This is a genomic window from Aquisalimonas asiatica, assembly GCF_900110585.1.
Lineage (GTDB): Bacteria > Pseudomonadota > Gammaproteobacteria > Nitrococcales > Aquisalimonadaceae > Aquisalimonas > Aquisalimonas asiatica.
Genome location: NZ_FOEG01000002.1, coordinates 489563 through 513709, shown reverse-complemented (window position 1 = coordinate 513709; position 24147 = coordinate 489563). Strand labels below are relative to the sequence as shown.

Sequence of the window (24147 nt, the reverse complement as noted above, 5' to 3'; positions counted from 1 at the left end):
CAATGACGTTCACAATCTCGGAATGCCTGTCTGCCTACCGTACTGGCCATATGACAGTGCGTGAACACGTTGCCGCCGTCATGCGAGCCATTCGTACAGACGATGCCCGCAACGTCTGGATCACCATCCTCAATGACGCGGAGGTTGAGCCGTACATCAAGGCGCTTGAGCACGCGGACCCGGATCAGCTGCCACTCTACGGGATTCCCTTCGCCATCAAGGACAACATCGATCTGGCCGGTATCGAGACCTCGGCTGGATGCCCGGACTACGCTTACGTGCCTGATCAGTCTGCTTTCGTGGTGCAGCGCCTCATCGACGCCGGCGCCGTACCCGTTGGTAAAACCAACCTGGATCAGTTTGCGACAGGCCTGGTTGGTACACGCTCTCCCTGGGGAGCGTGTCGTAATGCTCTGGATCCGGCTTACGTTTCCGGTGGATCGAGTTCCGGCTCGGCGGTCGCCGTCAGCCTCGGTCACGTCGCCTTCTCGCTTGGCACTGATACTGCGGGCTCTGGCCGGGTCCCGGCAGCGTTCAACAATGTGGTCGGCGTCAAGCCAACCCGCGGGTTACTGAGTGCGAGAGGGGTGGTTCCCGCGTGCCGCACTCTCGACACCGTTTCAATATTCTCTGCCACCGCCGCAGACGCTCAGAGGGTGCTGGAGGTGGCCAGCGTATTCGACCCGCACGATGCATTCGCCAGAGCGGACAGCGTGCCAAGCCTCGGGCACGGGCGCATCCTGACTGGGCGTTTTCGTTTTGGTGTCCCCAGAGAGGAGCAGCTCGAGTTCTTCGGTAACGCTGACGCGAGGAGGTTGTTTCAGGACGCTGTGCAACAGCTTGAATCACTCGGAGGCGTATCCGTAGAGCTGGACTTCGAGCCCTTCCTGCAGGCAGCCGAGTTGCTCTATGACGGTCCCTGGGTCGCGGAGCGCTACGCCGCCATCCGCGAACTGATAGAACACCAGCCCGAATCACTGATGGACGTGACTCGTACGATCATCGGGGGTGGCAGGAACCCGCTCGCAAGCGATGCATTCGAGGCAGAGTACCGTCTTACGGAGATAAAACGGGCAACCGAAGCCCACTGGGCGGATGTTGATCTCATGGTCACGCCGACGGCCGGTACCATCTATACCATTGATGCGGTCAGCGCCGCCCCTGTACAGCTCAACAGTAACCTCGGGTATTACACCAACTTCATGAATCTGCTGGACTACAGCGCGCTGGCTGTGCCTGCAGGTTTTCTGGGGAACGGACTCCCTTTCGGCGTGACCCTCTTTGCGCCGGCATTCTATGATCATGACCTGCTCGCCGTCGGCGACCGGCTTCATCGAATACAGTCTTTGCCGCTGGGTGCTACCGGACAAGCGGTCCCGGACGATGACCCGGTTGCCGCCCGTCACGAGCACACGGTGACAGTGGCCGTTTGTGGCGCTCATATGCGGGGTCTGCCGTTGAACTGGCAACTCACCGCGCGCAGGGCACGTTTCCTATGTGTCACGCGCTCCGCAGCCGAGTACCGCTTCCATGCACTTGCAGGCGGCCCACCATATCGCCCTGGGATGGTGCATGTCGGGGATGGCGGCGGCGCGGTGGAGCTGGAACTCTGGGAAGTGCCAGCCGATCAATTCGGGTCTTTCGTTGCCGGCATTCCGGCGCCTCTGGGTATTGGCAAAGTTCGGCTGGCTTCCGGCGACACGGTGCCAGGGTTCGTTTGCGAAGCGAGCGGTGCCGAGGGGGCTGAAGATATCACTGAACTTGGATCCTGGCGGGCGTGGCTTGAGACCGTTACCGAGGCGACTGGCCGTCACGGATAGCGGCCACTCGCAGTGACGCTACGACGAAAAAATGTAGTTTTTGATATCGGTAATGTTGTTGTTCGCTGGTCTCCGCTGGAAATTTTTAGCACTCTCTTTCGGCGGTAGATGTGCTGCTTATGTGAAGCAAACAAGAATTCCCGTACTTGATCCTTTTGATCTAATTAAGCCGTGTAAATATTCAGGCTAACGGTGAACGTGATCGCGCCGGTCAGGAGGCCCTGGCCACCTTGATGCGTTGAAAACACCATACCCGGGCGGCGCTGTCAGGTGGGTGTAACGTCCGGGTGATCAGAGTGTTACATCTGTAAAGGCGGACTGTTTCAGGTGTAACGCCGGTTGCCGTGCTGATCGATGCGCCGCCGGCCCCCTGGCTGGGTGGGGAGGCGCGGTAATGCCCCTCCGAACAGTACCTTGCGGGAACTGCCGACTGATGCCCGGCGATTGGCACGAGACCTGCTGACCCTTCGGGTGAAGGCCTGGCGAACAGGGCCATCAACGTGACGTGGAAGCCCCCGGGCCAGGTGCCTGTGGACCGGCGAATCACGCCAGTTAGAGGAGTGTAACTCATGCAACTGAACGGAAAGACGGCGCTGGTGACCGGAGGGGGGCGCGGTATCGGTCAAGGAATCGCCCTGGCTCTGGCGGAAGCGGGCGCGGATGTGGCCGTTGCTGACCTGGATACCGACATTGCGAGGGAAACCTCTGCTCGGATCGAGGCACTTGGCTGCCATAGCACCCCCTTTCAGGTCGATGTCACGGACTCGGGCTCCGTCAATAAACTGATCGGTGACGTGGTCAGCACCTTTGGTCAGCTCGATATCGCCGTCAACAATGCAGGAATCATCAGCATCAAGTCGGTCGACGCGCTCTCGGCCGAGGACTGGGATCAGGTCATGGCTGTCAATGCCAGGGGCGTCTTCCTGTGCACCCAGGCTGAACTGGGCGTCATGCGCCCCCGGCAGTTCGGCAGGATCATCAACGTTGCATCGATCGCTGGAAAGATCGGTTTTCCCGACCTCTCTCACTATTCCGCGTCCAAGTTTGCCGTCATCGGTTTTACCAATGCTGTCGCCAAGGAAGTCGCTGCCGAAGGCATTACGGTGAATGCGCTTTGCCCCGGAATCGTCGGAACGGGAATGTGGCGAGGAGAGGATGGTCTCTCCGGCCGCTGGCGACAGCCAGGAGAGAGCGAAGCAGAGTCCTGGGAACGACATCAGAAGACGCTCCTGCCGCAGGGCGTGGCGCAGACCCCGGAGGATATGGGGCAGTTGGCCGTCTACCTGGCCAACGCCGAGCATGTGACGGGACAGGCCATCGCCGTCGACGGCGGATTCTCATTGTGAGGTGACGAGATGAACAACACCATGAAAGCCGCAGTATGGTACGAGGCCAGGGACCTCCGGGTGGAAGCCGTCGACATTCCGGCCCTCGAGGACCCGCACCAGGTCAAGGTCAAGGTGGCTGCCTGCGGGATCTGTGGCAGCGATTTGCACGAGTATGCCGCCGGGCCGATATTCGTGCCCGTGGACGCGCCGCACCCGATGAGTGGTGAGCGGGCGCCGATCGTCATGGGGCACGAGTTTGCCGGCGAGGTCGTTGCGGTGGGAGAGTCGGTCACCCGCGTTAAACCGGGCGACCGGGTTGCCATAGAGCCCATTCTTTCGCCGCACCGGGACGGTGCCTACGTGATGGAACAGTACAACCTCACACCGCTGCTGGGCTTCCACGGGTTGTCCGGTGGCGGCGGCGGGTTCGCTGAATACACGGTGCTCGGTGAACATATGGTCCATCCCATGCCGGACGATCTCTCCTTCGAGCAAGGTGCCTTGATCGAACCTGCGGCCGTGGCGTTGCACGCTGTGCGGCAGAGTGGTCTCCGGGCGGGGGATACCGCGGCGGTTTTCGGGGCGGGGCCGATCGGCCTGATGGTCATAGAAGCCCTGAAGGCGGCCGGGGCAGCTGCCATTTATGCCGTCGAGGTCTCTCCATCCCGTCGCGCGAAGGCGCAGGAGCTGGGCCCGGTGGCGCTCGATCCGGAGAGTGAGCTTGTCCCTGTCCGGGGTATCTCCTGAGTCGGACGTGATGGAGCAGATGTCCATCATCCGGAAAAGACACCCTGCCTTACCGGGTATCGCTGCTTGCCTCCCTGTGGCGTGCGGCATGGGATACGTCGTCCCCGCCCGGCCGTTCACTCCGCCGTTCCGCCGTAATGGCGTTCCGGGGGCGGAAAGCCGCAGGATGTGCCGTCGGTTTCGCGCACGCGGTCTTCCCAGGGAAGGGTGTATCGACCTGCCACCAGGTCGTGCATGTAGGTGTAGGGGCAGTCCCGGGCTCCACCTTTCACGGCAACGTAGCCGCGATGGCCAAACTGATAGATGTTGTTCTCCACCCCCCAGATCTCCCGGGCTTCGTCCACCAGGTCCGGACGGACTTCGGCGGTGATGATCTCATCGGCAAGGCCGTTACCTTCGACCAGCGGAACGCCATCGTGGCCGACGACCATGCCTTCACCCATGGAGTTGAAGGTGCCATCGCTGCCTGCCAGACAGACGTTGGCCGTAACCATGAGATTGCAGAACGCATTGGCCTGATTCGTGATCGTCCACGAGTGGCGAATCGGGGCGGTGTAGCCGGCGGTGCGCAGCATGATATTGGCCCCCTTGTAGGCGCACTCGCGGGCCATCTCCGGGAACATGCCGTCATGGCAGATGATCAGGCTCAGCGTGGAGCCGTTAGGGCCCGGGCAGACGGGAATGCCAAGATTGCCCGGCTCCCATGGCTCCACCGGGACCCAGGGGTGGAGCTTGCGGTAAAAGAGCTGGATGGTGCCCTGGTCATCAATGATGATTCCGGTGTTGTAGGGCATCCCGTCCGGGTTGTACTCCATGATGGAGAAACAGCCCCAGATCTGATGTTCCCTGCAGGCGGCCTGGAACGACTGGACCTCCGGGCCGTCGCCGCGACACATGATGGCCGGATCCGTGTTCATGGACAGGCCGTGAAGGCAGTATTCCGGGAAGACGATCAGATCCATGGTGGGCATCTGGCGGCGTGCCTTGCCCACCATGTTGCACACCCGCCGGGTCTGCTCCTCCAGCTCCTCTGGTGTCTCCACACTGGGCAGTTGCAGTTGGGCGAGGCCGATCACCACGCCACGATCCGATTTGTTCAAACCACCGAGTCCACTCATTTGTTACTCCCGTTGCGGATACGTTTCCGTGGTGCCTGGATCAGTCCGACTCCAGGAATTCCACCTGCTGCGCCCAGATGATCAGGACCAGGCAGCCTGTACGGCTGAGCACGCTGTGACAGCTCCCGGGCGGGTTGACGATGACGCTTCCCGAGGGGTATCGGCCGTACTCGTCTTCCTGCTCGCCGGCCAGAACGATGATGTGTTCCGCGCCGGGGTGACGGTGGGCGGGTACCCGCGCCCCGGGTTCGTAGCGCAGGTAGGCGGCGGCCGGTCCTCCGTCTGGATCCCGGTATAGCCAGGCTGCCACGACGCCTTCGCGCAGGGGCGTCCATTCAATATCTGCGGGCGGGCCCTGCAGCCCATCGGGCAGGGATAGCTGCGTACTAACCGACATCAGTGACTCCTTCGAACGCCGACTCAAGGCGATCCAGTGGTGTTGCCCAGCCGACGATGCCGCCTTGCGCCACGACCATTTCCACGGTGATGCGTTTGAACTCCGGGATGTAACTGCCGGTGCAGTCTTCCAGTAACAAACAGCAGTAGCCGCGGTCGTTGGCCTCGCGGAGCGTGGTCTGAACGCAGACTTCCGTGGTGACACCGGCGACCAGCAGGTGCGTGATCCCGTGTTGCCGCAACCACGCGTCGAGCCCCGTGCCGTAGAAGGCGCCCTTGCCGGGTTTGCTGATGACGTGTTCGTCCTCTCTGGGCTTGAGCTCCGCCACGAAGTCGTTCCCCGGTTCGCCCTCGATGAGTATGCGCCCCATGGGCCCCCGGTCACCGATGCGCAGGCGGGGGGCGCCGCGATCGCGTTTTGCAGCAGGGCAGTCACTCAGGTCCGGCTTATGGGCCTCACGGGTGTGCACGATGGGCAGGCCGGTCCGGCGGGCTGTCGCCAGCAGGCGAGTCACGGGGGCGATCACGGCCTGCAGGGGCTCGACGTCGTTACCCAGGCTTTCACCGAAGCCTCCGGGTTCGACAAAATCGCGCTGCATGTCGATGATCACAACCGCGGTGCTGTGGAGAGGGAGCCGGAACGGGAAGGGACGGGCCTCAACGGTGAGTTCGTGCATCACCGCTGCCCCGCCATGGCCTGGCCGATCCTGGTCATGTCGGCATGTTCGCTGTCGGTCTCGTGGCCGATGCTGCCTTCGAACATCACCAGGATCCGATCAGCGAGCTGGAGCACCTCATCAAGATCTTCGCTGATGAGGAGCACCGCGGTGCCGCCGGCCCGGGCGTCCCGCAAGCGGTCGTGCACCTCCTCGACAGCCTTGAAATCCAGACCGAAGACCGGGTTCGCCGCGATCAGCAGCCGCACGTCCCCGGTCAACTCCCGCGCCAGGACCGCCCGCTGGACGTTACCGCCGGATAACCGGGCAATGGGAGTGTCCGGGCCGGGTGTGCTCACGCTGAAGCGCTGGATCAGCTCGCGGGCGAAGCTGCGCCTTGGCCTGCTACGGAGCCAGCCGAGAAAGCTCTGGGGTGGTCGGTCAAATGTCCGGAATGCCATGTTGTCCGCGACACTCATGCTACCCACGCAGGAGTTGCGCAGTGGCTCCTCGGGCAGGATTGCGATGCCATGCTGCACCATCTGTGTGCGCCGGGCACTGTAGGAAGCGCCGTTGACGGTCATGCGCCCGCCCTCCGGCTCCCGCTGCCCGGCCAGGACCTCCACCAGCTCCTTCTGCCCGTTGCCGGACACGCCCACGATACCGACGATCTCGCCACTGCGAACGCTCAGGGAGACATCCCGAACCGCGGGGACTCCCTCGTCGTCACGGCAGCGCATGGCGTCAATCTCAAGCACTGTTGCTCCGGGCGCGCGGTCGTCCCGTTGCACGCGGGCCGGTGGCTGGCGCTCGCCCACCATGAGCTCCGCCAGGTCCTCCGTTTCCAGTTCGGCGGTCGCGCCGCCACCCACGTAGGCACCGCCGCGCAGTACGCTGACGGACTCCGTGAATGCCTTCACCTCGCGAAGCTTGTGGGTGATCATCAGCACCGTGACGTCGCCCCGTCTGGTCATCTCACGTAGCAGACCCAGGACCTCGTCGGCTTCCTCCGGCGTGAGCACCGAGGTTGGTTCGTCAAGGATCAGGAAGCGGCGCTCCAGGTAGAGCTGGCGCAGGATCTCCACCTTCTGCTTTTCGCCGGCGGCAAGACTCGCCGCCGGCGAGTCCAACGGAATGCGAAAGGGCATGGTTTCCATGAAGGCGTGGAGTTCCTCGGTGGCCCGGCGCCAATTGATGAACTGGGGCGTATTCATCCGGGACATGACCAGGTTCTCCGCAACGGTCATGTGCGGCACCAGTGTGAAGTGCTGGTAGACCATGCCGACTCCCAGGGCCGAGGCCTCGCGGGGGTTGCGCAGTTGGCGCTCGCGATCGTCCACCAGGATGTTCCCGGCATCGGGTTGCTGGTAGCCGACGATGCACTTGACCAGCGTCGACTTGCCGGCGCCGTTTTCGCCCAGGAGGGCGTGGAAGCTCCCTGCGGGCACGCGCATGGAGACCCCGTCCAGGGCGGTGAAGTCTCCGAAGTGCTTGCTGACCCCTATCACCTCGAGGCTGCTGGCGCGCTGCGCTCCCGGGCCGGCGACAGGCGACTGTGCCGGGGCTGCGGATGCTGGGTTGGTCATGGTCGTTGTCTCCACCACGTCGCGGGCAATCGTTTCACGGCCGTGCATCCCCGCACGGCGTTGGCGGGTGATCGTTCAGCAGCCCGCAACCAGGGCTTCGGAATCGCTGACGCTGCCGAATACGCCGCCTTGCATCTTGATCATCTCGATGGCTGCCAAGTGGTTGCTCCGGTCCGTGGCGCCACAGCAGTCCTCGAGGAGCAGGCATTCGTAGCCCCGGTCGTTGGCCTCGCGCATGGTCGTGTGGACACACACGTCCGTCGTGATGCCGGTGAGGATCAGGTTGCGAATGCCCTGCGTGCGCAGGATCAGGTCCAGGTCGGTGGCATAGAACGACCCTTTCCCCGGCTTGTCGATCACCGGCTCGCCCTCCAGGGGGGTCAGTTCGGGGACGATTTCCCAGCCCTCTTCGCCGCGCACGAGAATGCGCCCGGCAGGCCCCGGATCACCAATGCCGGCGCCGATCTGGCGGGACCGCCAGCGCTTGTTCTCCGGCAGGTCGGAGAGATCCCGGCGGTGCCCCTCGCGCGTGTGGATCACCGTGAAACCGCCCTGGCGCATGTGTTCCAGCGTGCGCTGAATGGGCTTCAGCGGCGCCCGGGTCAGCGACAGGTCGTAGCCCATACGGTCCACATAGCCGCCCTTGCCGCAGAAGTCGGTCTGCATGTCGATAATCATCAAGGCCGTGTTGTCCGGCGTCAGCAGGCCGTCAAACGGCCAGCGGTAGGGTGTGGCGTCGATGTAGCACGAGGCCATTGGTTTTTCCTCCATTGCGGTGCGTCACGCCCTAGCGGGCGACACTTAACTCGCCCGGCGCGCCGCGCAGTGTGCGATGTCGCGAGCAGGCCAGGATCATGATTGCCAGGGTGAGCACGTACGGTGTCGCATTGAACAGGTAGTATCCCCAGCTCACCCCGACGGACTGCAGCGCCGGGCCGATCGAGCCGGCAGCACCGAAGAGTAGGGCGGCGAGCATGCAGTAGACCGGGTGCCAGCGGGCGAAGATGACCAGCGCGACGGCCATCAGGCCCTGGCCGCTGGAGAGCCCTTCGCTCCAGCCGCCGGGGTAGTAAAGGGAGAGGAATGCGCCGCCAATCCCGGCCATGGCGCTCCCCACCATGGTCGCGAGGATGCGCACTTGCACCGGCGAGTATCCCGCCGCCCGCGCCGCCTCCTCGTTATCGCCAACCATCCGCACGACCATGCCCCAGCGCGTGTTGCGGAAGAACAGCAGCATGAGAGGGGCAAGGACAATGCCGATGACGAACAGGGCGTTCACGGACAGCGCCGACTGCACCGCAGCATAATCGCTCCAGAATCCCAGGTTCACGGCGGGGAGCCTGGGGCCGGCTGCCTGGATGAAGGGTTTGCCCAGATAGAACGCCAGGCCCAGGCCGAACAGCATGATCGCGATACCGACGGCAATATCATTGACCCGTTTCAGGCTGCACAGCGCCCCGTGGACGAGCCCGAAGACCGCCCCGATACCGGCGGCGGCCGCCACGCCGATCCACGGGTTGCCGGTAATGAGCCCAAAGGCGAATCCCGCAAGAGCCCCCATCACCAATGACCCCTCGAGGCCGAGGTTGATGCGGCCACTGCGCTCGGTCAGGCATTCGCCCAGGGCGACGAACAGAAACGGCGTACTGGCACGGATGGCCCCGGCCAGGATGGCCAGTGGCACCCCCCACCACCCGAGGGCCTGGGCGAGTTCAATGACCTGTTCCTCGACAACTTCGGTTTGCTCGTCCATCAGCTTGTAGCCTCGCGGGTACGGAAGGGGTGGGGCAGGCGCAGGTTCCCCTGGATTGCCTCGCTCGCCAGCACGCAAAGGAAGGCGATGCCCTGGAAGACCTCCAGGGTCGCGTCGGGAAGGTCCATGCGGCGCTGAACCACACCGGTGCTCGCCTCCAGGGCGCCCAACAGTACGGCCACGAAGATGATGGCCAAGGCGTTCTGTCTTGCAATGAACGCCACCAGAATCCCGGTGAATCCGTAACCCACGGCCAGCGAGCTGTTGGCGGCACCGTGCACGGCCGCCACCTCGATGGCGCCGGCTAGCCCGGCGGCTGCGCCACCGAGGCCGCAGGCGCCCACGAGCACCCAGCCCACGTGGATGCCCGAGAGCTTGGCTGCACGCGCATTACCGCCGATCATTCGCATCGCGAATCCGAAGGTGGTGCGGTTGACCACCAACCAGGCAACGATGCAGGCAATTACCGCAAAGCCCAGCCCCCAGTGAATGCCGGTCGTGGGGATGGAGCCCAGCATGTTGGCGGCATCCAGGCTGTGGGTGGATGGGTTGTTGAGGCTTGCGGGGTCCCGGAGTGGCCCCTCCACCAGGTGGTTGAGGACGGCGATCCCGATGTAGGTGAGCAATAGGGTGCTGATGGTCTCGTTGACGCCGCGGTAATGCCGCAGGGCGCCGGCCATGGCGATCCAGATGCCGCCGGCCAGCGCGCCAGCCAGGAGCAGTCCCGCCTGCACGCCGAGAGGGGGCAGGCTTCCCTGTAGCGCCACACCGGCTACGGCAGCTGCCAGTCCACCAAGAACCAGGGCCCCCTCGCCACCGATGACGATCAGGCCCAGCTTCGCGGTCAATGCCACGCACAGCGCCGTGAGCATGATTGGCGCCGAGCGCTGCAACGTGTTTTCCCAGGAGAAGCGGCTGCCGAAGGCGCCTTGATAGATGTTAACGAACACCTCTGCCGGGGAGATGTTCTGCACCAGGAGAAAGAGGCTGAACAGCACGGACGCCGCCAGAAGGGCAAGGACCGGCGGCAGGGCCGCCGATCCAGCCATGAGCAGGCGTTGCATTGGGGAGCGGATCCACATCGCGGTTAGTTCCTTACACCTTCCACGAGCCAGTCCATCCGCTCCAGCCAGGTGTCGCGCTGTTCGTGGGACTCGCCCTCGGCGATGACGGTATTGCCCTGGTTGTCCTTCAGCGGGCCACGGAAGATGACGAACTCGCCGCCCTCCATCTTCTCCTTGATCTCGTCGGCATTACGCCTGGCGCCATCGGTGACCGCCGGGCCATACGGAGAAAGCCGCACGAAGCCTTCGGCCAGACCGCCGCGCAGGAAATGTTCCGGCGTCTCGCCAGCGAGTACGGCCTCGACCATCCGTCGGTAGGGGACTTCCCAGTTCCACTCCGCGCCCGTGAGGTAGCGCTCAGGTGCAAGATCGGCCTGGCTGGCGTGATAGCCACAGAAATACACCCCGCGGCTCTCACACTGCTCGGCGATGACCATGGGACTGTCTACGTGGCATGTGATGACGTCCACGTTCTGATCGGCCAGCCCGTTGGTGGCCTCGGCCTCGCGCGTTGGCAGGTGCCAGTCCCCGGTGTAAAGCACGCGGGTCTGGATTTCCGGGTCCACCGAGCGCGCGCCCATGGTGAAGGCGTTGATATTGCGCAGCACCTGGGGGATCTCCCGGGCCGCGATGAAGCCAAGGCGTTTGCTCCGGGTCATGTGGCCGGCAATCACGCCGTTCAGGTACTGGCATTCATCGATGTAGCCGAAGTAGCTGCCGGCGTTCTCGGGGTCACTTTCCTCCCAGAGCCCGCCACAGTGCCGGAACACCGTGTCCGGGTAGCGCTCGGCGATGCGGGTGACATGTGGGTCGTAGTAGCCGAAGGAGGTGGCAAAAATGAGGTTGACGTCGTCGAGGTTGATCATGCTTTCCATGGTGCGCTCGACGGCGACGTTCTCCGAGACGTTCTCTTCCTGCAGGACCGTTACGCCAGACATGTCCCGGATTGCGCGTGCGCCGCTGGCATGTGACTGGTTGTATCCATAGTCGTCCCGGGAGCCGACATAGATGAAGCCAACCCGCAGATCGCTGGCGTGGGCGAGATTACCCATCCAGACCCCCGGCATGGCCGCAGCCAGGCCAGCTAAACCGGTACCTTGGATGAACCTGCGGCGGGAGATGCCGTTGCTTTCACTCATTTCTAGAACGCTCCTATGAGGCTTTCGGGGCTGGGCGCCCGTTCCTGGACATGACGCGGACTGATCACGGAGCTGCAAGCGGGGTGCCAACTTGTATTCAAGATGGAATTAAAAGTGTAAAAACAGTTATTTGCGTGTTTGCTTATGCCTTCTTGACGACTCCCCGGCCACGATTGGCGCACCAAATTGGTGGGTGGTTTTCCTGGGTGCGCGAAGGTGGTGCAGGCTGGTTCTTCCGGAGGGGCGGGTGTTCATCGGGTCCAGTGAACGAAGCGAATGACCATGGCGATACCGTCCCCGTCCAGCGACGCTGGCACAGGCGAGTGTTATCTTGTACCATTTTCGCCCTGGTTACTGCTTGAACGCATTCTGCCAAGGAAAGGACTCCTCCGATGCAAGACTCCCCGGTCAGCGACCTGGCTGTTGTGTCCGTGTTGTTTGCCTCCCTCGCCCTTGGCGTGGGTTCCTTCGCCTACGCGGACGACGACGCCGAAGGGTCGGAACCCACCCGGCTCACGCCACTGTTGATCGATGCTGCTCCGGACACCGCCGGTTACCGCAGCATGCAGACCACTGGCGCCCTGGGCATGCCGGCGGATACGCGGGATGTCCCCCAGTCCGTCGGCGTCGTGACCCGAGAGACTATCGAGGACACGGGATCCAACCGCGTCTACGACGCGCTCAACTTCATCCCCGGCACATCGGAGCAGAACGATTTCGGGGGGATCTGGGACAGTGTCGCCATCCGGGGGTTCGAGGGAGACGAGAACCGCGGGCCGGTTTTCCTCCGCGACGGCGTGCGCGCCAACCGCGGGTTCAGCTCCCGCCAGGACAGCGCCAGCGTCGAGCGTCTGGAGGTGCTCAAGGGTCCGGCGTCGGCGTTGTTCGGTCGTGGCGATCCGGGCGGTGCCGTGAACATCATCACCAAGCGCCCGGAATTCGAACCCCGCCGGGAAGTGACGGCGTCGGTCAACTCCGAGATGGCCCGCCGGGGTTCGCTGGATGTGACCGGCCCTTTTACCGATAACGTTGCCTATCGCCTGAACGCGGTGGTGGAGCGCGGCGACACGTTTCGCGACCGGGTCGACGAGGAGCGCTACGTCCTCGCCCCCGCACTGACATGGCGGATCAGCCCGAAGACGCAACTGGACTATGACGGTGAGTTCTCCCGCCAGGACCGCCCGTTCGACCGTGGCATTCCCGCCATCGACGGGAGCTTCGGCACTGTGCCCGTCTCCAACTTCTACGGCGAGCCCGATGATGGCACCACCACCACCGACAACGTCGCCAACCGGCTGCGTCTGAACCACGACCTCAACGCCGACTGGTCGACCCAGTTCACGCTCTCCCATCAGTACAGCTCGCTGGACGGGTTTTCCACGGAGCAGTTCTCGCCGGAAGGTGACCAGCTGCCGAGGCAGCGTCGTTTTCGCGACTTCGAAAGCAATGACCTGGTCGGGGTTGCCGAGCTGCGCGGGTGGCTGACCACCGGGGCGATCCAGCACCAGATTCTGGCCGGTGTGGAAGCGTCCCGGTTCGAGCAGGACTACCTGATGCAGCGCTCCAATGTCGATGACGACCCCAACTACATTGACATCCATAACCCGCAGTACGGTCAGACGCCGCCGGAGTTCGATCCCGGTCAGCGCGATGACCGGGAGACAACCGAGAACACGCAGGCGCTGTATCTCCAGAACCAGATGCATCTCACTCCGGAGTTCCGGCTGCTGCTGGGCGGCCGCCTGGACCACTTCGAGCAACGTGTGCGGTTCGACGAGTCCCACCTCGGCGGCAGCGACAACACCCGGCTCAGCCAGACGCAGACCGCCTTCAGCCCCCGGGCCGGGGTGACATGGGATGTGCATGACACCACCACGGTGTTCGCCAGCGCGGCGCGCTCCTTCGACCCGAACAGCCGCGTCACCGAGGACCCCGACGGCGCGTCCGAGACGCTCGACCCGCAGACCAGCACGGCCTTCGAGGTCGGCACCAAGAGCCTGTTCCTCGATGGCCGTCTGGGGCTGGATCTGTCCGTGTTCCGCATCCGCAAGGAGAACGTGCCGAGCACCGCCCCGGAAGAGAGCGAGGTCACCCACGTCAGTGCCGGGGAGGTCGAGAGCCGTGGCTTCGAGGTGGACGTGAACATGACCATCACGGAGCAGTGGCGTGCCTCCATCAGCTACGCCTACACCGATGCCAGGGACCTCGCGGACGGGGAAGACATCCAGAGCGATGTCCGCGTGCGCAACGTGCCACGCCACAAGGGCAGCCTGCTGACGCGCTACGACTGGACGTTCGCGGATGACCAGAGTCTGAGCCTCGTCGGCGGCCTGGTCTATGTCGGTGCGCGCCCCGGTGCCCGGAACGACGAGGACTTCGAATTACCGTCCTACACCACCACACGACTGAGAGGGACCTACCGGCCCATGCCGAACCTGGACCTGACGCTGAACGTTGAAAACCTCTTCGACGAAGAGTACTACCGCAGCTCGTTCTTCGATGCCTGGGTGACGCCCGGTGCCCCGCGCACGGTGACCGTCCAGGCGTCTTACCGATTCTGACCCGGAGCGGGGCGCCACGTCCGTCGACACGGCAGGTGGCGAGCGCGGCCCCTGGTTCCACGGGGCCGTGCGTCTCCTTCCCGGGGGTCCGGCCCATCGGGTAAACAATCACGTTCGACGCTGGCCCGGTCAGGTTGCCGGGATCACCGTCGTGAGATCAGAACCATGCATCAGAATTTGTGCCGTTTGTATTCGTCAGTGCCTTCCCTCCGGACCGCCGCCAGGGTCGGCAGCTGTCTCGCCGTCGCCCTGTTGCTGTCCCTGACCAGCGCTTGTGCACCGAACCAGGACCCGGATGTGCTCACCCTCGGTGGCCCGTTCGAGTTCACCAGTCAGGACCCGGCCCGTGACGGGTTCGTCTACACGCGCATGCAGGTGGCGGAAAGCCTGCTGGAAGTGGATGCCCGGGGGCAGCTGCAGCCCGGCCTCGCCACCGACTGGCAGGTGAGCGACGACGGCCTGCGCTGGACGTTCGAGCTGCGCGAGGACGTGGATTTCCACGACGGCGCGCACATGGATGCCGAAGCGGTCGTCCATGCCCTGCGGATGGCGCTGCGCAAACCCGGTGCCATCAACACGGCTCCCATCGACGATTTCAGCGTGGACGGCCCGTACCGGGTGAGCGTCCATCTCAGCGAGCCGTTCCGGCCCCTTGGCGCCATCATGGCGCACTTCACAAGCGTGATTCTCTCCCCGGATTCCTACACCGACGAGGCCGCCGTCCCATGGATGTACGGGACGGGGCCCTATCAGGTCGCAAGCTTCGACCCGCCGCACCGTATCGAAGTGAGCCGCTTCGATGATTACTGGGGCGAGAACGCCAATATCGGCAGGGCCATCTACCTGACGGGCCACCGTGCGGAGAGCCGGGCCCTGCAGGTCATGGCCGGCCAGACCGACATCATCTACACCCTGGACCCGGCGAGTCTCGACCTGCTGCAACGCCAGGACGATGTGCATGTGCACTCCGACACCATCCCGCGCACCATCCAGATCAAGCTCAATTCCGGTCACCCGTTCATGGCCGAGCGTGATGCCCGCCGTGCCATGAGCCTGGCCGTGGACCGCACCGGCATTGCCGAGCGGGTGATCCGGGTCCCCGGAACGGAGGCCAACCAGCTGGTGCCGGCGTCACTCACCGACTGGCATGTGGATGAGTTGCCCCCGCTGGATCACGACATCGACCACGCCCGCTCGCTGTTGACCGACCTTGGCTGGGAGCCGGGCCCGGATGGCGTTCTGCGCCGCGACGGTGAACGCTTCGAGCTGCGCATGACCACCTATGCCGACCGCCCCGAGCTGATCGTGGTCGCGACCGCCATCCAGGCCCAGTGGCGCACCATCGGCATCGACCTGGAGGTCACGGTCGTCAACTCCAGCGGCATCCCCCGGGAGCACCACGAGGGCACGCTCGAAACCGCCCTGGTTGCCAGGAACTACGGCAATGTCGCCGACCCCCTGGGGGTCTTTCTGGCGGACTACGGCAATGGCGGCAACGGTGAGTGGGGCGCCATGGGCTGGGAGAGCGATGAAGTCCCCCGCTGGCTGCGGCAGATGGTCGCCACCACCGACGACGACGAATACCGGGAGCTGGCGGAACGCACCGCGCGCCTGCTGGTGGAGGAGATGCCCGTCATCCCGGTGGTGTTCTACACCCAGCAGACGGCGCTGTCGGACCGCGTGGAGAACTTCAGTTTCGACCCCTACGAGCGCAACTACCGCATCTCGGAAATGAGCTTCCCGGAACAATGATTTCACTACTACTGAAAAGACTGGGCCAGGCGGCCTTCGTGGTCTGGAGTGTGGGCACGGTGAGTTTCATCCTCATGCGCCTGATGCCCGGTGACGCCGCCTTCCGCATCGCCGCCGGACGCTATGGCTACGACAACGTCGATCTCGCGGCAGCCGAGGCGGTCACCGCCGAGCTGGGGCTGGATCGCTCCGCCTGGATCCTGTACCTGGAATGGTTCTACGACCTGCTGCGCTTCGATCTCGGTCACTCCATGGTGAGTGGCCTGCCCGTGATGCACGAGATCGGCCATTTGCTGGGGTATACCCTGGTGCTGGCCGCTGTGGCGATTGTCATCGCAGCCCTCCTGGCCCTGCCAATCGGTATTTATGCGGCGATCCGGGCCAACAGCTGGTTCGACCGCCTGTCCCTGTTCGGTTCGTCCTTCCTGCGGGCGCAACCGGTGTTCGTGATCGGCCTGGTCCTGATCCTGCTCTTTGCCCTGGAGATGCAGCTGTTCCCGGTGGCCGGGTTTGATGGTCTCAACTACGTGGTGCTGCCCGCCATCAGCCTCGCCCTGGCGCTGGCGGCGGTGTCCAGCCGGGTGATCCGCCACAGCGCATTCGATGTGGTGCAGTCGGCGTTCTTCCGCTTCTCCCGCATCAAGGGCCTCAGCTACCGCCAGAGCTTTGCCCGCCACGGCCTGCGCAATTTCGCCCTGCCGGTCGTGGCCTTCATGGGGATTCAGTTGGTGAGCCTGATTGAAGGGATTGTCATGATCGAGTCGCTGTTTTCCTGGCCCGGGGTCGGCCATGGCCTGGCCCACGCGATCTTTGCCCGGGACGTCCCCATGATCCAGGGGGCCGCCCTCGCCATGGGACTGATCTTCGTGGGGCTGAATCTGCTGGTGGATATCGCCTGCTACCTCATCGATCCGCGCGCGAGGGGCCAGGCATGAAACAGACCCTCATGAATCTCAATCGCGGTCAGAAAGCCGGTGCCGCCATTATTGGCGGGCTGGTGGTATTCGCCCTGCTGGAAGGCCTGCTGCACGGTGCGGACCCAGCCCTGCAGAACCTCGACAACGCCTTCGCCACACCGGGCGTCGATACCCCTCTCGGCACGGATCAGTTCGGCCGCAGCATGCTGGCGCGCATGGGTGCCGCCGTGCGGCTGTCGATGCTGCTCGGCCTGCTGTGCGTGCTGACCTCGGCCACCGTGGGCGTGGCACTGGGCGTCCTCGCCGGCTGGCGGCAGGGCGTGACCGACAAAGTGGTGTCGTTTTTCGTCAACATGCTGCTGGCACTGCCCGGTCTGGTGTTGATCCTGCTGTTCGCCGCCGTGGCGCCGGGGTCCTTGCTGATGCTGTACATCGGCATCTCTCTGGTGCTCTGGGTGGAGTACTTCCGGGTCGTCCGTGCGGTGACCCGCACCGTGGTGAGCTCACCGCAGATGCAGGCCTCCCGGATGCTTGGCTTCGGCTGGTTCTACTGCTTCCGCCGGCATGTCTGGCCGGCCGTGGTGACGCCGGTCCTCACGCTGGCGGCCTTCGGCGCGGCCAACTCCATCCTGGCCCTCGCCGCAGTGGGGTTCGTGGCCGTCGGGCTGCAACCGCCCACGGCCGAGCTCGGACTGATGATGGTGGAGTTGTTCCCCTATTACAGTGATGCCCCCTGGGTACTGGCCCAGCCGCTGATTGCCGTATTCCTGCTGGTGTTCGGCCTCAACCTGCTGGCAGGGAGGAACCGCTGATGGTCCCCGGCATCGAGATTGAGAACCTGTCCGTTTTCGCCGGCGATGACTGCCTGGTGGAGAACCTGTCGTTAACCCTGAATCGCGGCGAAAGGCTGACCATTCTCGGAGAGACCGGAGCCGGCAAGAGCATCCTCGCACAGGCCGTCATGGGCCTGTTGCCGCCCGGAATGACAACGCAGGGGCGGATCCGGATCGATGGCAGGGACCTGCGGGATCTGGATGAGGACACCCTGCACCAGCTCTGGGGGCGCACCATTACGATGCTGCCGCAGGAGCCCTGGCACTCGCTGGATCCACTGATGCGGAGCCAGCAGCAGGTCGCCGAGGTCTACGAATGTGTCCTGGACCAGAGTCGATCCGTGGCGCAGCAAAGTGCACACAGGGATCTCGACGGCGTGGGGCTGGCGAACGACGGCGCCAAGCTTCCCGGCGAGTTATCGGGTGGTATGGCGCAACGACTGGCGTTCTGTGCGGCCACGGCGGGTGGCGCGCGGATCATTCTTGCGGACGAACCCACCAAGGGGCTGGATGCCAGCAAACGGGACTACGTCGCCACACTCCTGACCCGGCAGGCAGACGACGGCGCCGTTCTGACCATCACCCATGACATCGACGTGGCCCGGCAACTGGGCGGCAGGATCATCGTGATGCGGCACGGCCAGGTCGTGGAGGAGGGTAGTGCCGGGCAGCTGCTGGCCGCGGCCCGGGCCGAGTACACCCGGGAGCTGATGGCGGCTTCTCCCGCCTTGTGGGAGTCGGTGGATAAACATGCGGGGCGTCGTCTGCGGCAGCAGACCCCGGTCATCCAGGCCCGGCAGCTGAGCAAGGTGAGAGGCGGAAAGCGACTGTTCCACGAGCTGGATCTGGATGTCTTTCCCGGGGAGGTGATCGGCGTTACCGGCGACAGTGGCTGTGGCAAGAGCACCCTGGGCGACATTCTGCTGGGGCTGCTCCCCCCCGACACTGGCACGGTACAGCGTGCCGAGGGCATCCCCGGGCACAAGTACCTCAAGCTCTATCAGGATCCGCCCGCAGCCTTTGCCCCCGGGGTGCCCCTGGGGCGGCTGTTCGATGATCTGATCCAGCTGCATGGGCTGGACGCGGACAGACTGCCGCCGTTATTGGAGCAGATGCGCCTCGCTCCCGAACTGCTCGAGCGCCCGGCCGGTGACGTCTCCGGCGGCGAACTCCAGCGCCTCGCCATTGCGCGTACAATGCTCCTGGAGCCGGTGCTCCTGTTTGCGGACGAGCCGGTTTCCAGGCTCGACCCCATCACGTCGCGCGATATAATCCTGATGCTCGGGGAACTCGCCAGAACACGGAACTACGCCGTTCTGCTGGTCAGCCACGACCCGGTACTGGTTGACCGGGTCTGTCACCGGGTACTCCGGCTCGATTAGGGAACCACAGGGACGATCCCGGTGCCCGGTAAGGGCGCCCGCGATACCGGGGCAGTCTTTAATTTGCCGATCAACAGTAGGGGCAATGCCTGTGGAACATGATCCAGAGCGTGGCAGCGATCACGACACCGCGGCCGACACGGGGCTGGCGTCCGCTTACGAGAGTATTGCGAGCAGGATGCAAGGCTTCCTGTACCGGTGTCGGCACGACGAGCATTACACCATGCTTGTCATGAGCGGGCAGACCCGCCTGCTGACAGGCTATGACGCCGAGCAGCTCATCAACAATCGCGTCGCCTCGTACGTGTCTCTCATCAGCCCGAAAGATGCCGAAGCCGTCGATGATGCCATTGACGTGGCCCTGCAGCAGGGGACGCAGTGGAATGTGGATTACCGGATCGTCGCCTCGGACGGCGTCGAGCGCTGGGTGAACGAGCAGGGCGGCGGTGTCCTGGACGCCGAGGGCCGTGTGGTCTACCTGGAGGGTGTCGTTACCGACATCGGCGACCGGAAGGGGGAGGAGCGGCTACGCCAGCAACAGATGGAAGAGATTGGCGATATCAGCGGCAAGATCATCACCGATACCCAGCAGATCCTGCATACGCTCAAGTCACTGCGCATGCTCAGTCTTAACGCCAGTATCGAAGCGGCGCGTGCCGGAGAGGCCGGCCGTGGGTTCGCAGTGGTTGCCGACCAGGTCAAGGAGCTTGCATCAGAGACCGGCAGCTCCGCGGAGTCCATTACCTCGCGCATGCGCGAGCTCGAGGAGGCCCTCAAGAGGGTGTGACCGCACCGATACCGGGCGTGCGCCCCTACGTCGGGCGCGTTGGCGCCCGGTGGTTTGCCTGCGGAAGGAATTCTCGCTGACACCAAACGAAGAAAACCCGCCCCTGGGCTGGCCTGCAAACGGCCTGCAGTTTCGCCAGTAGGGACGGGTTTCCGGTAACGGCTCTGGTCAACCGTTGGTTTGTATGGTCGGGGTGGCAGGATTTGAACCTACGACCCCTGCCTCCCGAAAGCTATCAAACCATACCGAAAAACAAGCGCTTACACAATAAAGTGTCGGCCAATCAGTTGTTTGCAGTTACCCAACGTTACCGCGCATTACCGCGTATGACAAGTTTTTGCCCATGCAGTACTGCATGAGTACTGCATAAACCTTGGCGTCCCATGAAAGCTGGGAGGGCCGAATACCGGTTCCTGTTGCCGCGGATCCCTTAGAGGGGAGTAGACGGCAAAAAGGACCAAACCAATGCACGAACAGTCACTCCTCACGACGCAAGAGCTGGCGGCCTACCTTGGGCTGAACCCTGGAGCGATCCGGACAAGACTCTGCCGGGGTCAGGACCTTCCTCCCTATATCAAGCTGGGGCGCGAATACCGATGGCGGCCGGCGGACGTCGACGCCTGGCTTGAGAACAGGCTGGAGTATCCGGGCACTCAATCAGCGAAACCACCCAGAGAGAGCAGGAGCCGCGGAGGGCGCCCTCGAAACTCCTCGCTTGGGTGAACTCCGCAAGCGAGGAAGGAGTGGGGCAGCTCGCCGCGAAGGTGAGACGCTCTTACCAAGCGGGCCGCGCCCCGACCGACTTAACCGACAGCTGACATTGGGTTGACACCTAACGTTTCGCATCACCGGCAGAAAAAAGAAGAGCCATGAAGGAGCGACGCTTTTTTGCTGGCAGAGTGCATGCGATTTTCAGAACATGCCGTTTTCTTGGTTCTGAAGTAGGTCTTTGAGGACTTGAGACCCGTCGAGCATCGGTATTGGAGATGTTGCAGCCAATGAGCATTGCGGCAATTTCTTGAGTAGAAATTTGCTTTGCGTCGCAAAGTAGGCGAAGAGCTCGTCCTTCGGCCCGTCTTTATTTTCCGAAAGGAGGTGTACTCTGAATTGCATGACGTCCTCAACCTCGGTAACCGAGCAACAGTTGATGGCAGACCGACCGTTGAGGTCCTCAATATTGAAGCGAAAGTAATGGATCAAATTGTCGGGATTTAATCTTGCCGCAGCCTTTTTCGAAAGACGGAATCGAAAATAGACGCAGTCGTCAATAACGTCGTATTGGTATGGAATCCGAGACTGTCTCCGCAGCAAGATTATGATGAGGCGATTGATCCGGTCGAACTGGGCAGCGGTTCGGGTGACGCCCTCGACCATGGCCTTTGACTTGCGAATAGTTTCCGTATGTTTGCTGCGAAGTTGAGGCGGAGTAGTCGCAAGAATTGGGCGCGGTACACCTTTTTTTAATCCTTCAATATTCGGATTTGATGAAGAATATAGGTCGATTTGCTTAAGCGCGACATCAAGGGCATCAATGGAAAATATTTCTGTTCGTCCGTCGCCTTCTTCATAGAGAACGGCATATTGCGACAACAAGAAGTGAAGACACTTCTCCAGTTCGAATATCAGTCTCGCCGGTGCGCTCAGGTAATAGGACGCCTCGTAGTCAGCCTCTCCCCACCAACGTTTTAACGCTTGGGTTCGGTTATGAATGTCATTAGCCTTGCCAATTTTTATGGCTCGACGTTCCGGGAATATCAGGATATAAAGATTTGTTGTCTCTACCATAGCTGCGTGCTCCAACAGAGAGTAGAAGCGTCGTCAAGGCAATTCAATAACCGTGACGCAGTCATAGCACCCCACTGTGAATGCGGAACTGTGCTTTGTGTTATCGATCTACAGAAGATTAGCGTGGTTAAGGCTATAAAAGCCAATCAATCATTTGGTGGCGCGTCGTTACTCCCTTTGGTCGGGAGAGAAGACGCTGGCGGATGCTGGGCCAATGGCAGCTCAGGGCCAGCTTTGCGACGCGGAGCGGACGGTCGCGCTATGTACATCAATGTCTGTTCTCGGCTGGACGATCGTGCAGCACGAGCTTCAGGAAAGGGGACTGCTGACACCTGCAAACGCCTGACCGACGACATGCGTATAGATCTGCGTTGTCTTGACGTCCTTGTGACCGAGCAATTCTTGGACAGTTCGTATATCCGTGCCCCGCTTGAGGAGTTCCGTCGCGAAACTATGCCGGAAAGTATGGCACCCGGCTGGCTTCGAACAGCCAGAGAGCTTCACGGCCTTGCTAACGGCCTTCTGTACGGCGCTGATGTGGATGTGATGACGAACGATGCTGCCCCACTGGTCTTGGCACAGCGCGTCCGACGGAAAAAGCCACTGCCAATGGACCGACCTGCCAGCGTTGGGATACTTTCGCATCAACGCGTCAGGAAGGCTCACGGGCACCGAGTCCCTATCGCCCTCGGAGGCGTGACGCGCACAAATCCCGGAAACACGGGTTCGCAATGGCTCGAGCAAAGTCGCGGGTAATAGCGTCGTGCGGTCCTTGCCGCCCTTGCCATCGCGCACGGTGATCATGCACTGCTCAAAGTCGAGATCCTTCACCCGGAGCCGCGCCGCCTCGCTCACCCGGAGGCCTGCACCCACCGTACATCAGGGACCTCATTAGATCGTAGGGAGCCTGGAGTTGACCAATGACGGCCATGGCTTCGCCGTGGCTCAATACGGTTGGTAACCGGCGCGGGCGCTGAGCGCGGACAACTTCACCGATATCGCTGAGCGGACTCTCCAGAACCTTCCCATACAGGAAAACCAAGGCGTTCAAAGCCTGGTTCTGGGTCGAGGCGGCAACCCCTCGCTCTACAGCAAGCCAGGTCAGGAACGCCTGTACGTCGGCCTTGCCGAGTTCACGGGGGTGGGACATGTTGTGGAACCGAATGAAATACCGGATCCAGTACCAGTAGGTCTTCTCGGTTCTCGGGCTGTAGCGCCGCGTGCGTATGACATCCCTGACGACATCCCGCAGTCGACGCGGCCGCTCCGGCGTGTTCATTGGTTGGGTGGCCTCCATGCCAACTGGCTATTTGTACAGTATGATTACGGCACGAAAACGCGCCGTCAAGTGATTGGTGGCCCCGCATGCCCTTCCCGCGGTAACCTCCCGAAAGAACAAGCAAAAGCCGCGGGGCCGAAGCCCGTAACGGTGGATATGCCGCCGTCACAGTGATCCAATCACCGTGACGGCGGTCCATTCACTGTTATAGTGTCGACATTCTGGGAGTTTAAATGAGAGAAGATTGGGTCCAAGATCTTCGGAGATACTTCTTTAGCTACCGTCAGAAAGATCTCAACGTAGAGGCTGCGATACAACTGAAAAAACAGCATATTCCCAAAAGTCTCTACAAATACAGATCAGTAAACGAGTATGCCTTAAGCAACCTCAAAGAAGACTCTGCCTGGTGTACGCACGCTGCTAACTTCAATGATCCTTATGACTCGTCCTTGTGTTTTGACTTTAGTAGCGACTATATGGACTCCCTCTTACTACAGTCCATAGAAAATCAGACGAGTGGTGAAGGTGATAATTTCTTCACTGAAGACAATATGAATATCTTGTCGACCTCAGATGATCCACTCAAGGCAATGATAGAGCTAGCCGCCAACCATAAAGGTTCATCTGTAACACCGGACATGGTCGATAAGCTATATGAGGTGTGTAAAGGTTTCACTGATAATAACATCATTGAAATGAACAGAAGGTTCAATGCTGCAATTAAGCAGGGTTATAAGATCTGTTCATTCAGCCAGCGTATGGATTCGATGCTTATGTGGTCCCATTACTCTGCCAACCACACTGGTTTCGCGATTGAATATGATTTTTCTGAGCTGCCTGTTACGGATATCAGGTCAAGGTGCTTATGGCCTGTGCTGTATGATGATGAGCTGTTTGATGCATCCGATTTTTTTATGGAGCAAAGCCGGGCAGGCTCTTTCAACAACCTTTTCGGAATAATATCGGCAATTCACAAGGCAAAAGATTGGAGCTATGAGCACGAATGGAGGCTGATCTTGCCAATGAGTCCCAGTGATCCGCCGATGAACTATTCTGTGCCAGTGCCTAAGGGGGTATACCTAGGATCCAAAATATCCAAAGAAGATGAAGAAAAAATAGTGGATATCGCAAGAACTAAAGGCATCGACGTGCACCGAATGCGGTTGTCACATAATAGATTTCAGATGATACCTGAGATCGTAGGCTGAGTTCGGGGCCATAACAATGCCAGGCACAGCGACGGC

22 protein-coding genes are annotated in these 24147 nt (G+C 62.1%); 11 read left to right on the top strand and 11 right to left on the bottom strand.

Annotated features, from left to right (window positions below; all coding sequences use genetic code 11):
• The first annotated feature begins 2 nt into the window (after positions 1–2).
• From atzF to BMZ02_RS07100, 3 genes are all read left to right on the top strand, one after another.
• Positions 3–1820: an allophanate hydrolase gene (gene atzF, locus BMZ02_RS07110; protein WP_091641360.1), complete on the top strand. Its 1818-nt coding sequence runs from the start codon at positions 3–5 to the stop codon at positions 1818–1820.
• Between the two features lie 569 nt (positions 1821–2389).
• Entirely contained in the window at positions 2390–3166 is a 777-nt protein-coding gene (locus tag BMZ02_RS07105) for an SDR family NAD(P)-dependent oxidoreductase (protein WP_091641357.1), read from the top strand.
• Between the two features lie 9 nt (positions 3167–3175).
• A complete protein-coding gene (locus BMZ02_RS07100) occupies positions 3176–3895 on the top strand; it encodes an alcohol dehydrogenase catalytic domain-containing protein (protein WP_281244312.1) in 720 nt (239 codons plus the stop codon).
• A gap of 116 nt (positions 3896–4011) precedes the next feature.
• Here BMZ02_RS07100 and BMZ02_RS07095 read toward each other — a convergent pair whose 3' ends face one another.
• The 8 genes from BMZ02_RS07095 to BMZ02_RS07060 all read right to left on the bottom strand — a co-directional run bounded on the left by BMZ02_RS07095 (position 4012) and on the right by BMZ02_RS07060 (position 11607).
• Entirely contained in the window at positions 4012–5013 is a 1002-nt protein-coding gene (locus BMZ02_RS07095) for a formamidase (protein ID WP_091641353.1), read from the bottom strand.
• A 40-nt stretch (positions 5014–5053) separates the two neighbouring features.
• On the bottom strand, positions 5054–5410 hold the full coding sequence (locus tag BMZ02_RS07090) for a cupin domain-containing protein (protein WP_091641351.1): 357 nt from the start codon (positions 5408–5410) through the stop codon (positions 5054–5056).
• Entirely contained in the window at positions 5400–6086 is a 687-nt protein-coding gene (locus BMZ02_RS07085; protein ID WP_091641348.1) for a cysteine hydrolase family protein, read from the bottom strand. Before BMZ02_RS07085 ends, BMZ02_RS07090 begins: the two co-directional genes overlap by 11 nt.
• Positions 6086–7651 (bottom strand): ABC transporter ATP-binding protein, encoded by a 1566-nt coding sequence (locus BMZ02_RS07080; protein WP_091641929.1) that lies wholly within the window; start codon positions 7649–7651, stop codon positions 6086–6088. Before BMZ02_RS07080 ends, BMZ02_RS07085 begins: the two co-directional genes overlap by 1 nt.
• A 75-nt stretch (positions 7652–7726) precedes the next feature.
• Positions 7727–8407: a biuret amidohydrolase gene (biuH, locus tag BMZ02_RS07075; protein WP_091641346.1), complete on the bottom strand. Its 681-nt coding sequence runs from the start codon at positions 8405–8407 to the stop codon at positions 7727–7729.
• A 31-nt stretch (positions 8408–8438) separates the two neighbouring features.
• Positions 8439–9404 (bottom strand): ABC transporter permease, encoded by a 966-nt coding sequence (locus BMZ02_RS07070; protein ID WP_091641343.1) that lies wholly within the window; start codon positions 9402–9404, stop codon positions 8439–8441.
• Positions 9404–10468 carry an ABC transporter permease gene (locus BMZ02_RS07065; RefSeq protein WP_091641340.1) on the bottom strand — a complete coding sequence of 355 codons (1065 nt, stop codon included), beginning with the start codon at positions 10466–10468 and terminating at the stop codon, positions 9404–9406. Before BMZ02_RS07065 ends, BMZ02_RS07070 begins: the two co-directional genes overlap by 1 nt.
• A 23-nt stretch (positions 10469–10491) precedes the next feature.
• Positions 10492–11607, bottom strand: a complete 1116-nt coding sequence (locus tag BMZ02_RS07060; RefSeq protein ID WP_091641337.1) for a BMP family ABC transporter substrate-binding protein — start codon at positions 11605–11607, stop codon at positions 10492–10494.
• A 392-nt stretch (positions 11608–11999) separates the two neighbouring features.
• On the opposite strand from BMZ02_RS07060, the gene BMZ02_RS07055 reads away from it, so the two are divergent.
• The 7 genes from BMZ02_RS07055 (at position 12000) to BMZ02_RS19385 (ending at position 20562) form a co-directional block, all read left to right on the top strand.
• Positions 12000–14168: a TonB-dependent siderophore receptor gene (locus BMZ02_RS07055; protein WP_091641335.1), complete on the top strand. Its 2169-nt coding sequence runs from the start codon at positions 12000–12002 to the stop codon at positions 14166–14168.
• A 165-nt stretch (positions 14169–14333) separates the two neighbouring features.
• Positions 14334–15920, top strand: a complete 1587-nt coding sequence (locus BMZ02_RS07050) for an ABC transporter substrate-binding protein (protein WP_091641332.1) — start codon at positions 14334–14336, stop codon at positions 15918–15920.
• Positions 15917–16855 (top strand): ABC transporter permease, encoded by a 939-nt coding sequence (locus BMZ02_RS07045; RefSeq protein ID WP_091641330.1) that lies wholly within the window; start codon positions 15917–15919, stop codon positions 16853–16855. Before BMZ02_RS07050 ends, BMZ02_RS07045 begins: the two co-directional genes overlap by 4 nt.
• Positions 16852–17649 carry an ABC transporter permease gene (locus tag BMZ02_RS07040; protein ID WP_171909842.1) on the top strand — a complete coding sequence of 266 codons (798 nt, stop codon included), beginning with the start codon at positions 16852–16854 and terminating at the stop codon, positions 17647–17649. The genes BMZ02_RS07045 and BMZ02_RS07040 overlap by 4 nt, the downstream gene beginning before the upstream one ends.
• Positions 17649–19052, top strand: a complete 1404-nt coding sequence (locus tag BMZ02_RS07035) for an ABC transporter ATP-binding protein (protein ID WP_091641327.1) — start codon at positions 17649–17651, stop codon at positions 19050–19052. The genes BMZ02_RS07040 and BMZ02_RS07035 overlap by 1 nt, the downstream gene beginning before the upstream one ends.
• Before the next feature lie 85 nt (positions 19053–19137).
• A complete protein-coding gene (locus BMZ02_RS19280; protein WP_091641324.1) occupies positions 19138–19839 on the top strand; it encodes a methyl-accepting chemotaxis protein in 702 nt (233 codons plus the stop codon).
• A 465-nt stretch (positions 19840–20304) separates the two neighbouring features.
• On the top strand, positions 20305–20562 hold the full coding sequence (locus BMZ02_RS19385) for a helix-turn-helix domain-containing protein (protein WP_091641322.1): 258 nt from the start codon (positions 20305–20307) through the stop codon (positions 20560–20562).
• Between the two features lie 189 nt (positions 20563–20751).
• Here BMZ02_RS19385 and BMZ02_RS18780 read toward each other — a convergent pair whose 3' ends face one another.
• The 3 genes from BMZ02_RS18780 to BMZ02_RS19120 all read right to left on the bottom strand — a co-directional run bounded on the left by BMZ02_RS18780 (position 20752) and on the right by BMZ02_RS19120 (position 22903).
• Positions 20752–21624, bottom strand: a complete 873-nt coding sequence (locus BMZ02_RS18780; protein WP_139209166.1) for a GIY-YIG nuclease family protein — start codon at positions 21622–21624, stop codon at positions 20752–20754.
• A 309-nt stretch (positions 21625–21933) separates the two neighbouring features.
• Positions 21934–22479, bottom strand: coding sequence for a tyrosine-type recombinase/integrase (locus tag BMZ02_RS18775; RefSeq protein WP_281244311.1), 546 nt, complete (start codon positions 22477–22479; stop codon positions 21934–21936).
• Entirely contained in the window at positions 22436–22903 is a 468-nt protein-coding gene (locus tag BMZ02_RS19120) for a site-specific integrase (RefSeq protein WP_216110734.1), read from the bottom strand. The genes BMZ02_RS18775 and BMZ02_RS19120 overlap by 44 nt, the downstream gene beginning before the upstream one ends.
• A gap of 233 nt (positions 22904–23136) precedes the next feature.
• Between BMZ02_RS19120 and BMZ02_RS07010 the strand changes: the two genes are divergently transcribed.
• A complete protein-coding gene (locus tag BMZ02_RS07010) occupies positions 23137–24111 on the top strand; it encodes a DUF2971 domain-containing protein (RefSeq protein ID WP_091641317.1) in 975 nt (324 codons plus the stop codon).
• Positions 24112–24147: the final 36 nt, after the last annotated feature.

What these genes read in the sequence shown, in the direction of transcription:
- BMZ02_RS07090 (WP_091641351.1), bottom strand. Translation starts at nt 5,410, where the DNA reads ATGTCGGTTAGTACGCAGCTATCCCTGCCCGATGGGCTGCAGGGCCCG.
- BMZ02_RS07050 (WP_091641332.1), top strand. Translation starts at nt 14,334, where the DNA reads ATGCATCAGAATTTGTGCCGTTTGTATTCGTCAGTGCCTTCCCTCCGG.
- atzF (WP_091641360.1), top strand. Translation starts at nt 3, where the DNA reads ATGACGTTCACAATCTCGGAATGCCTGTCTGCCTACCGTACTGGCCAT.
- BMZ02_RS18780 (WP_139209166.1), bottom strand. Translation starts at nt 21,624, where the DNA reads ATGGTAGAGACAACAAATCTTTATATCCTGATATTCCCGGAACGTCGA.
- BMZ02_RS07065 (WP_091641340.1), bottom strand. Translation starts at nt 10,468, where the DNA reads ATGCAACGCCTGCTCATGGCTGGATCGGCGGCCCTGCCGCCGGTCCTT.
- BMZ02_RS07060 (WP_091641337.1), bottom strand. Translation starts at nt 11,607, where the DNA reads ATGAGTGAAAGCAACGGCATCTCCCGCCGCAGGTTCATCCAAGGTACC.
- BMZ02_RS19385 (WP_091641322.1), top strand. Translation starts at nt 20,305, where the DNA reads ATGCACGAACAGTCACTCCTCACGACGCAAGAGCTGGCGGCCTACCTT.
- BMZ02_RS07035 (WP_091641327.1), top strand. Translation starts at nt 17,649, where the DNA reads ATGGTCCCCGGCATCGAGATTGAGAACCTGTCCGTTTTCGCCGGCGAT.
- BMZ02_RS07040 (WP_171909842.1), top strand. Translation starts at nt 16,852, where the DNA reads ATGAAACAGACCCTCATGAATCTCAATCGCGGTCAGAAAGCCGGTGCC.
- BMZ02_RS07095 (WP_091641353.1), bottom strand. Translation starts at nt 5,013, where the DNA reads ATGAGTGGACTCGGTGGTTTGAACAAATCGGATCGTGGCGTGGTGATC.
- BMZ02_RS07085 (WP_091641348.1), bottom strand. Translation starts at nt 6,086, where the DNA reads ATGCACGAACTCACCGTTGAGGCCCGTCCCTTCCCGTTCCGGCTCCCT.
- BMZ02_RS19280 (WP_091641324.1), top strand. Translation starts at nt 19,138, where the DNA reads ATGCCTGTGGAACATGATCCAGAGCGTGGCAGCGATCACGACACCGCG.
- BMZ02_RS07010 (WP_091641317.1), top strand. Translation starts at nt 23,137, where the DNA reads ATGAGAGAAGATTGGGTCCAAGATCTTCGGAGATACTTCTTTAGCTAC.
- BMZ02_RS07080 (WP_091641929.1), bottom strand. Translation starts at nt 7,651, where the DNA reads ATGACCAACCCAGCATCCGCAGCCCCGGCACAGTCGCCTGTCGCCGGC.
- BMZ02_RS07105 (WP_091641357.1), top strand. Translation starts at nt 2,390, where the DNA reads ATGCAACTGAACGGAAAGACGGCGCTGGTGACCGGAGGGGGGCGCGGT.
- BMZ02_RS07100 (WP_281244312.1), top strand. Translation starts at nt 3,176, where the DNA reads ATGAACAACACCATGAAAGCCGCAGTATGGTACGAGGCCAGGGACCTC.
- BMZ02_RS07070 (WP_091641343.1), bottom strand. Translation starts at nt 9,404, where the DNA reads ATGGACGAGCAAACCGAAGTTGTCGAGGAACAGGTCATTGAACTCGCC.
- BMZ02_RS07045 (WP_091641330.1), top strand. Translation starts at nt 15,917, where the DNA reads ATGATTTCACTACTACTGAAAAGACTGGGCCAGGCGGCCTTCGTGGTC.
- BMZ02_RS19120 (WP_216110734.1), bottom strand. Translation starts at nt 22,903, where the DNA reads ATGAACACGCCGGAGCGGCCGCGTCGACTGCGGGATGTCGTCAGGGAT.
- BMZ02_RS07055 (WP_091641335.1), top strand. Translation starts at nt 12,000, where the DNA reads ATGCAAGACTCCCCGGTCAGCGACCTGGCTGTTGTGTCCGTGTTGTTT.
- biuH (WP_091641346.1), bottom strand. Translation starts at nt 8,407, where the DNA reads ATGGCCTCGTGCTACATCGACGCCACACCCTACCGCTGGCCGTTTGAC.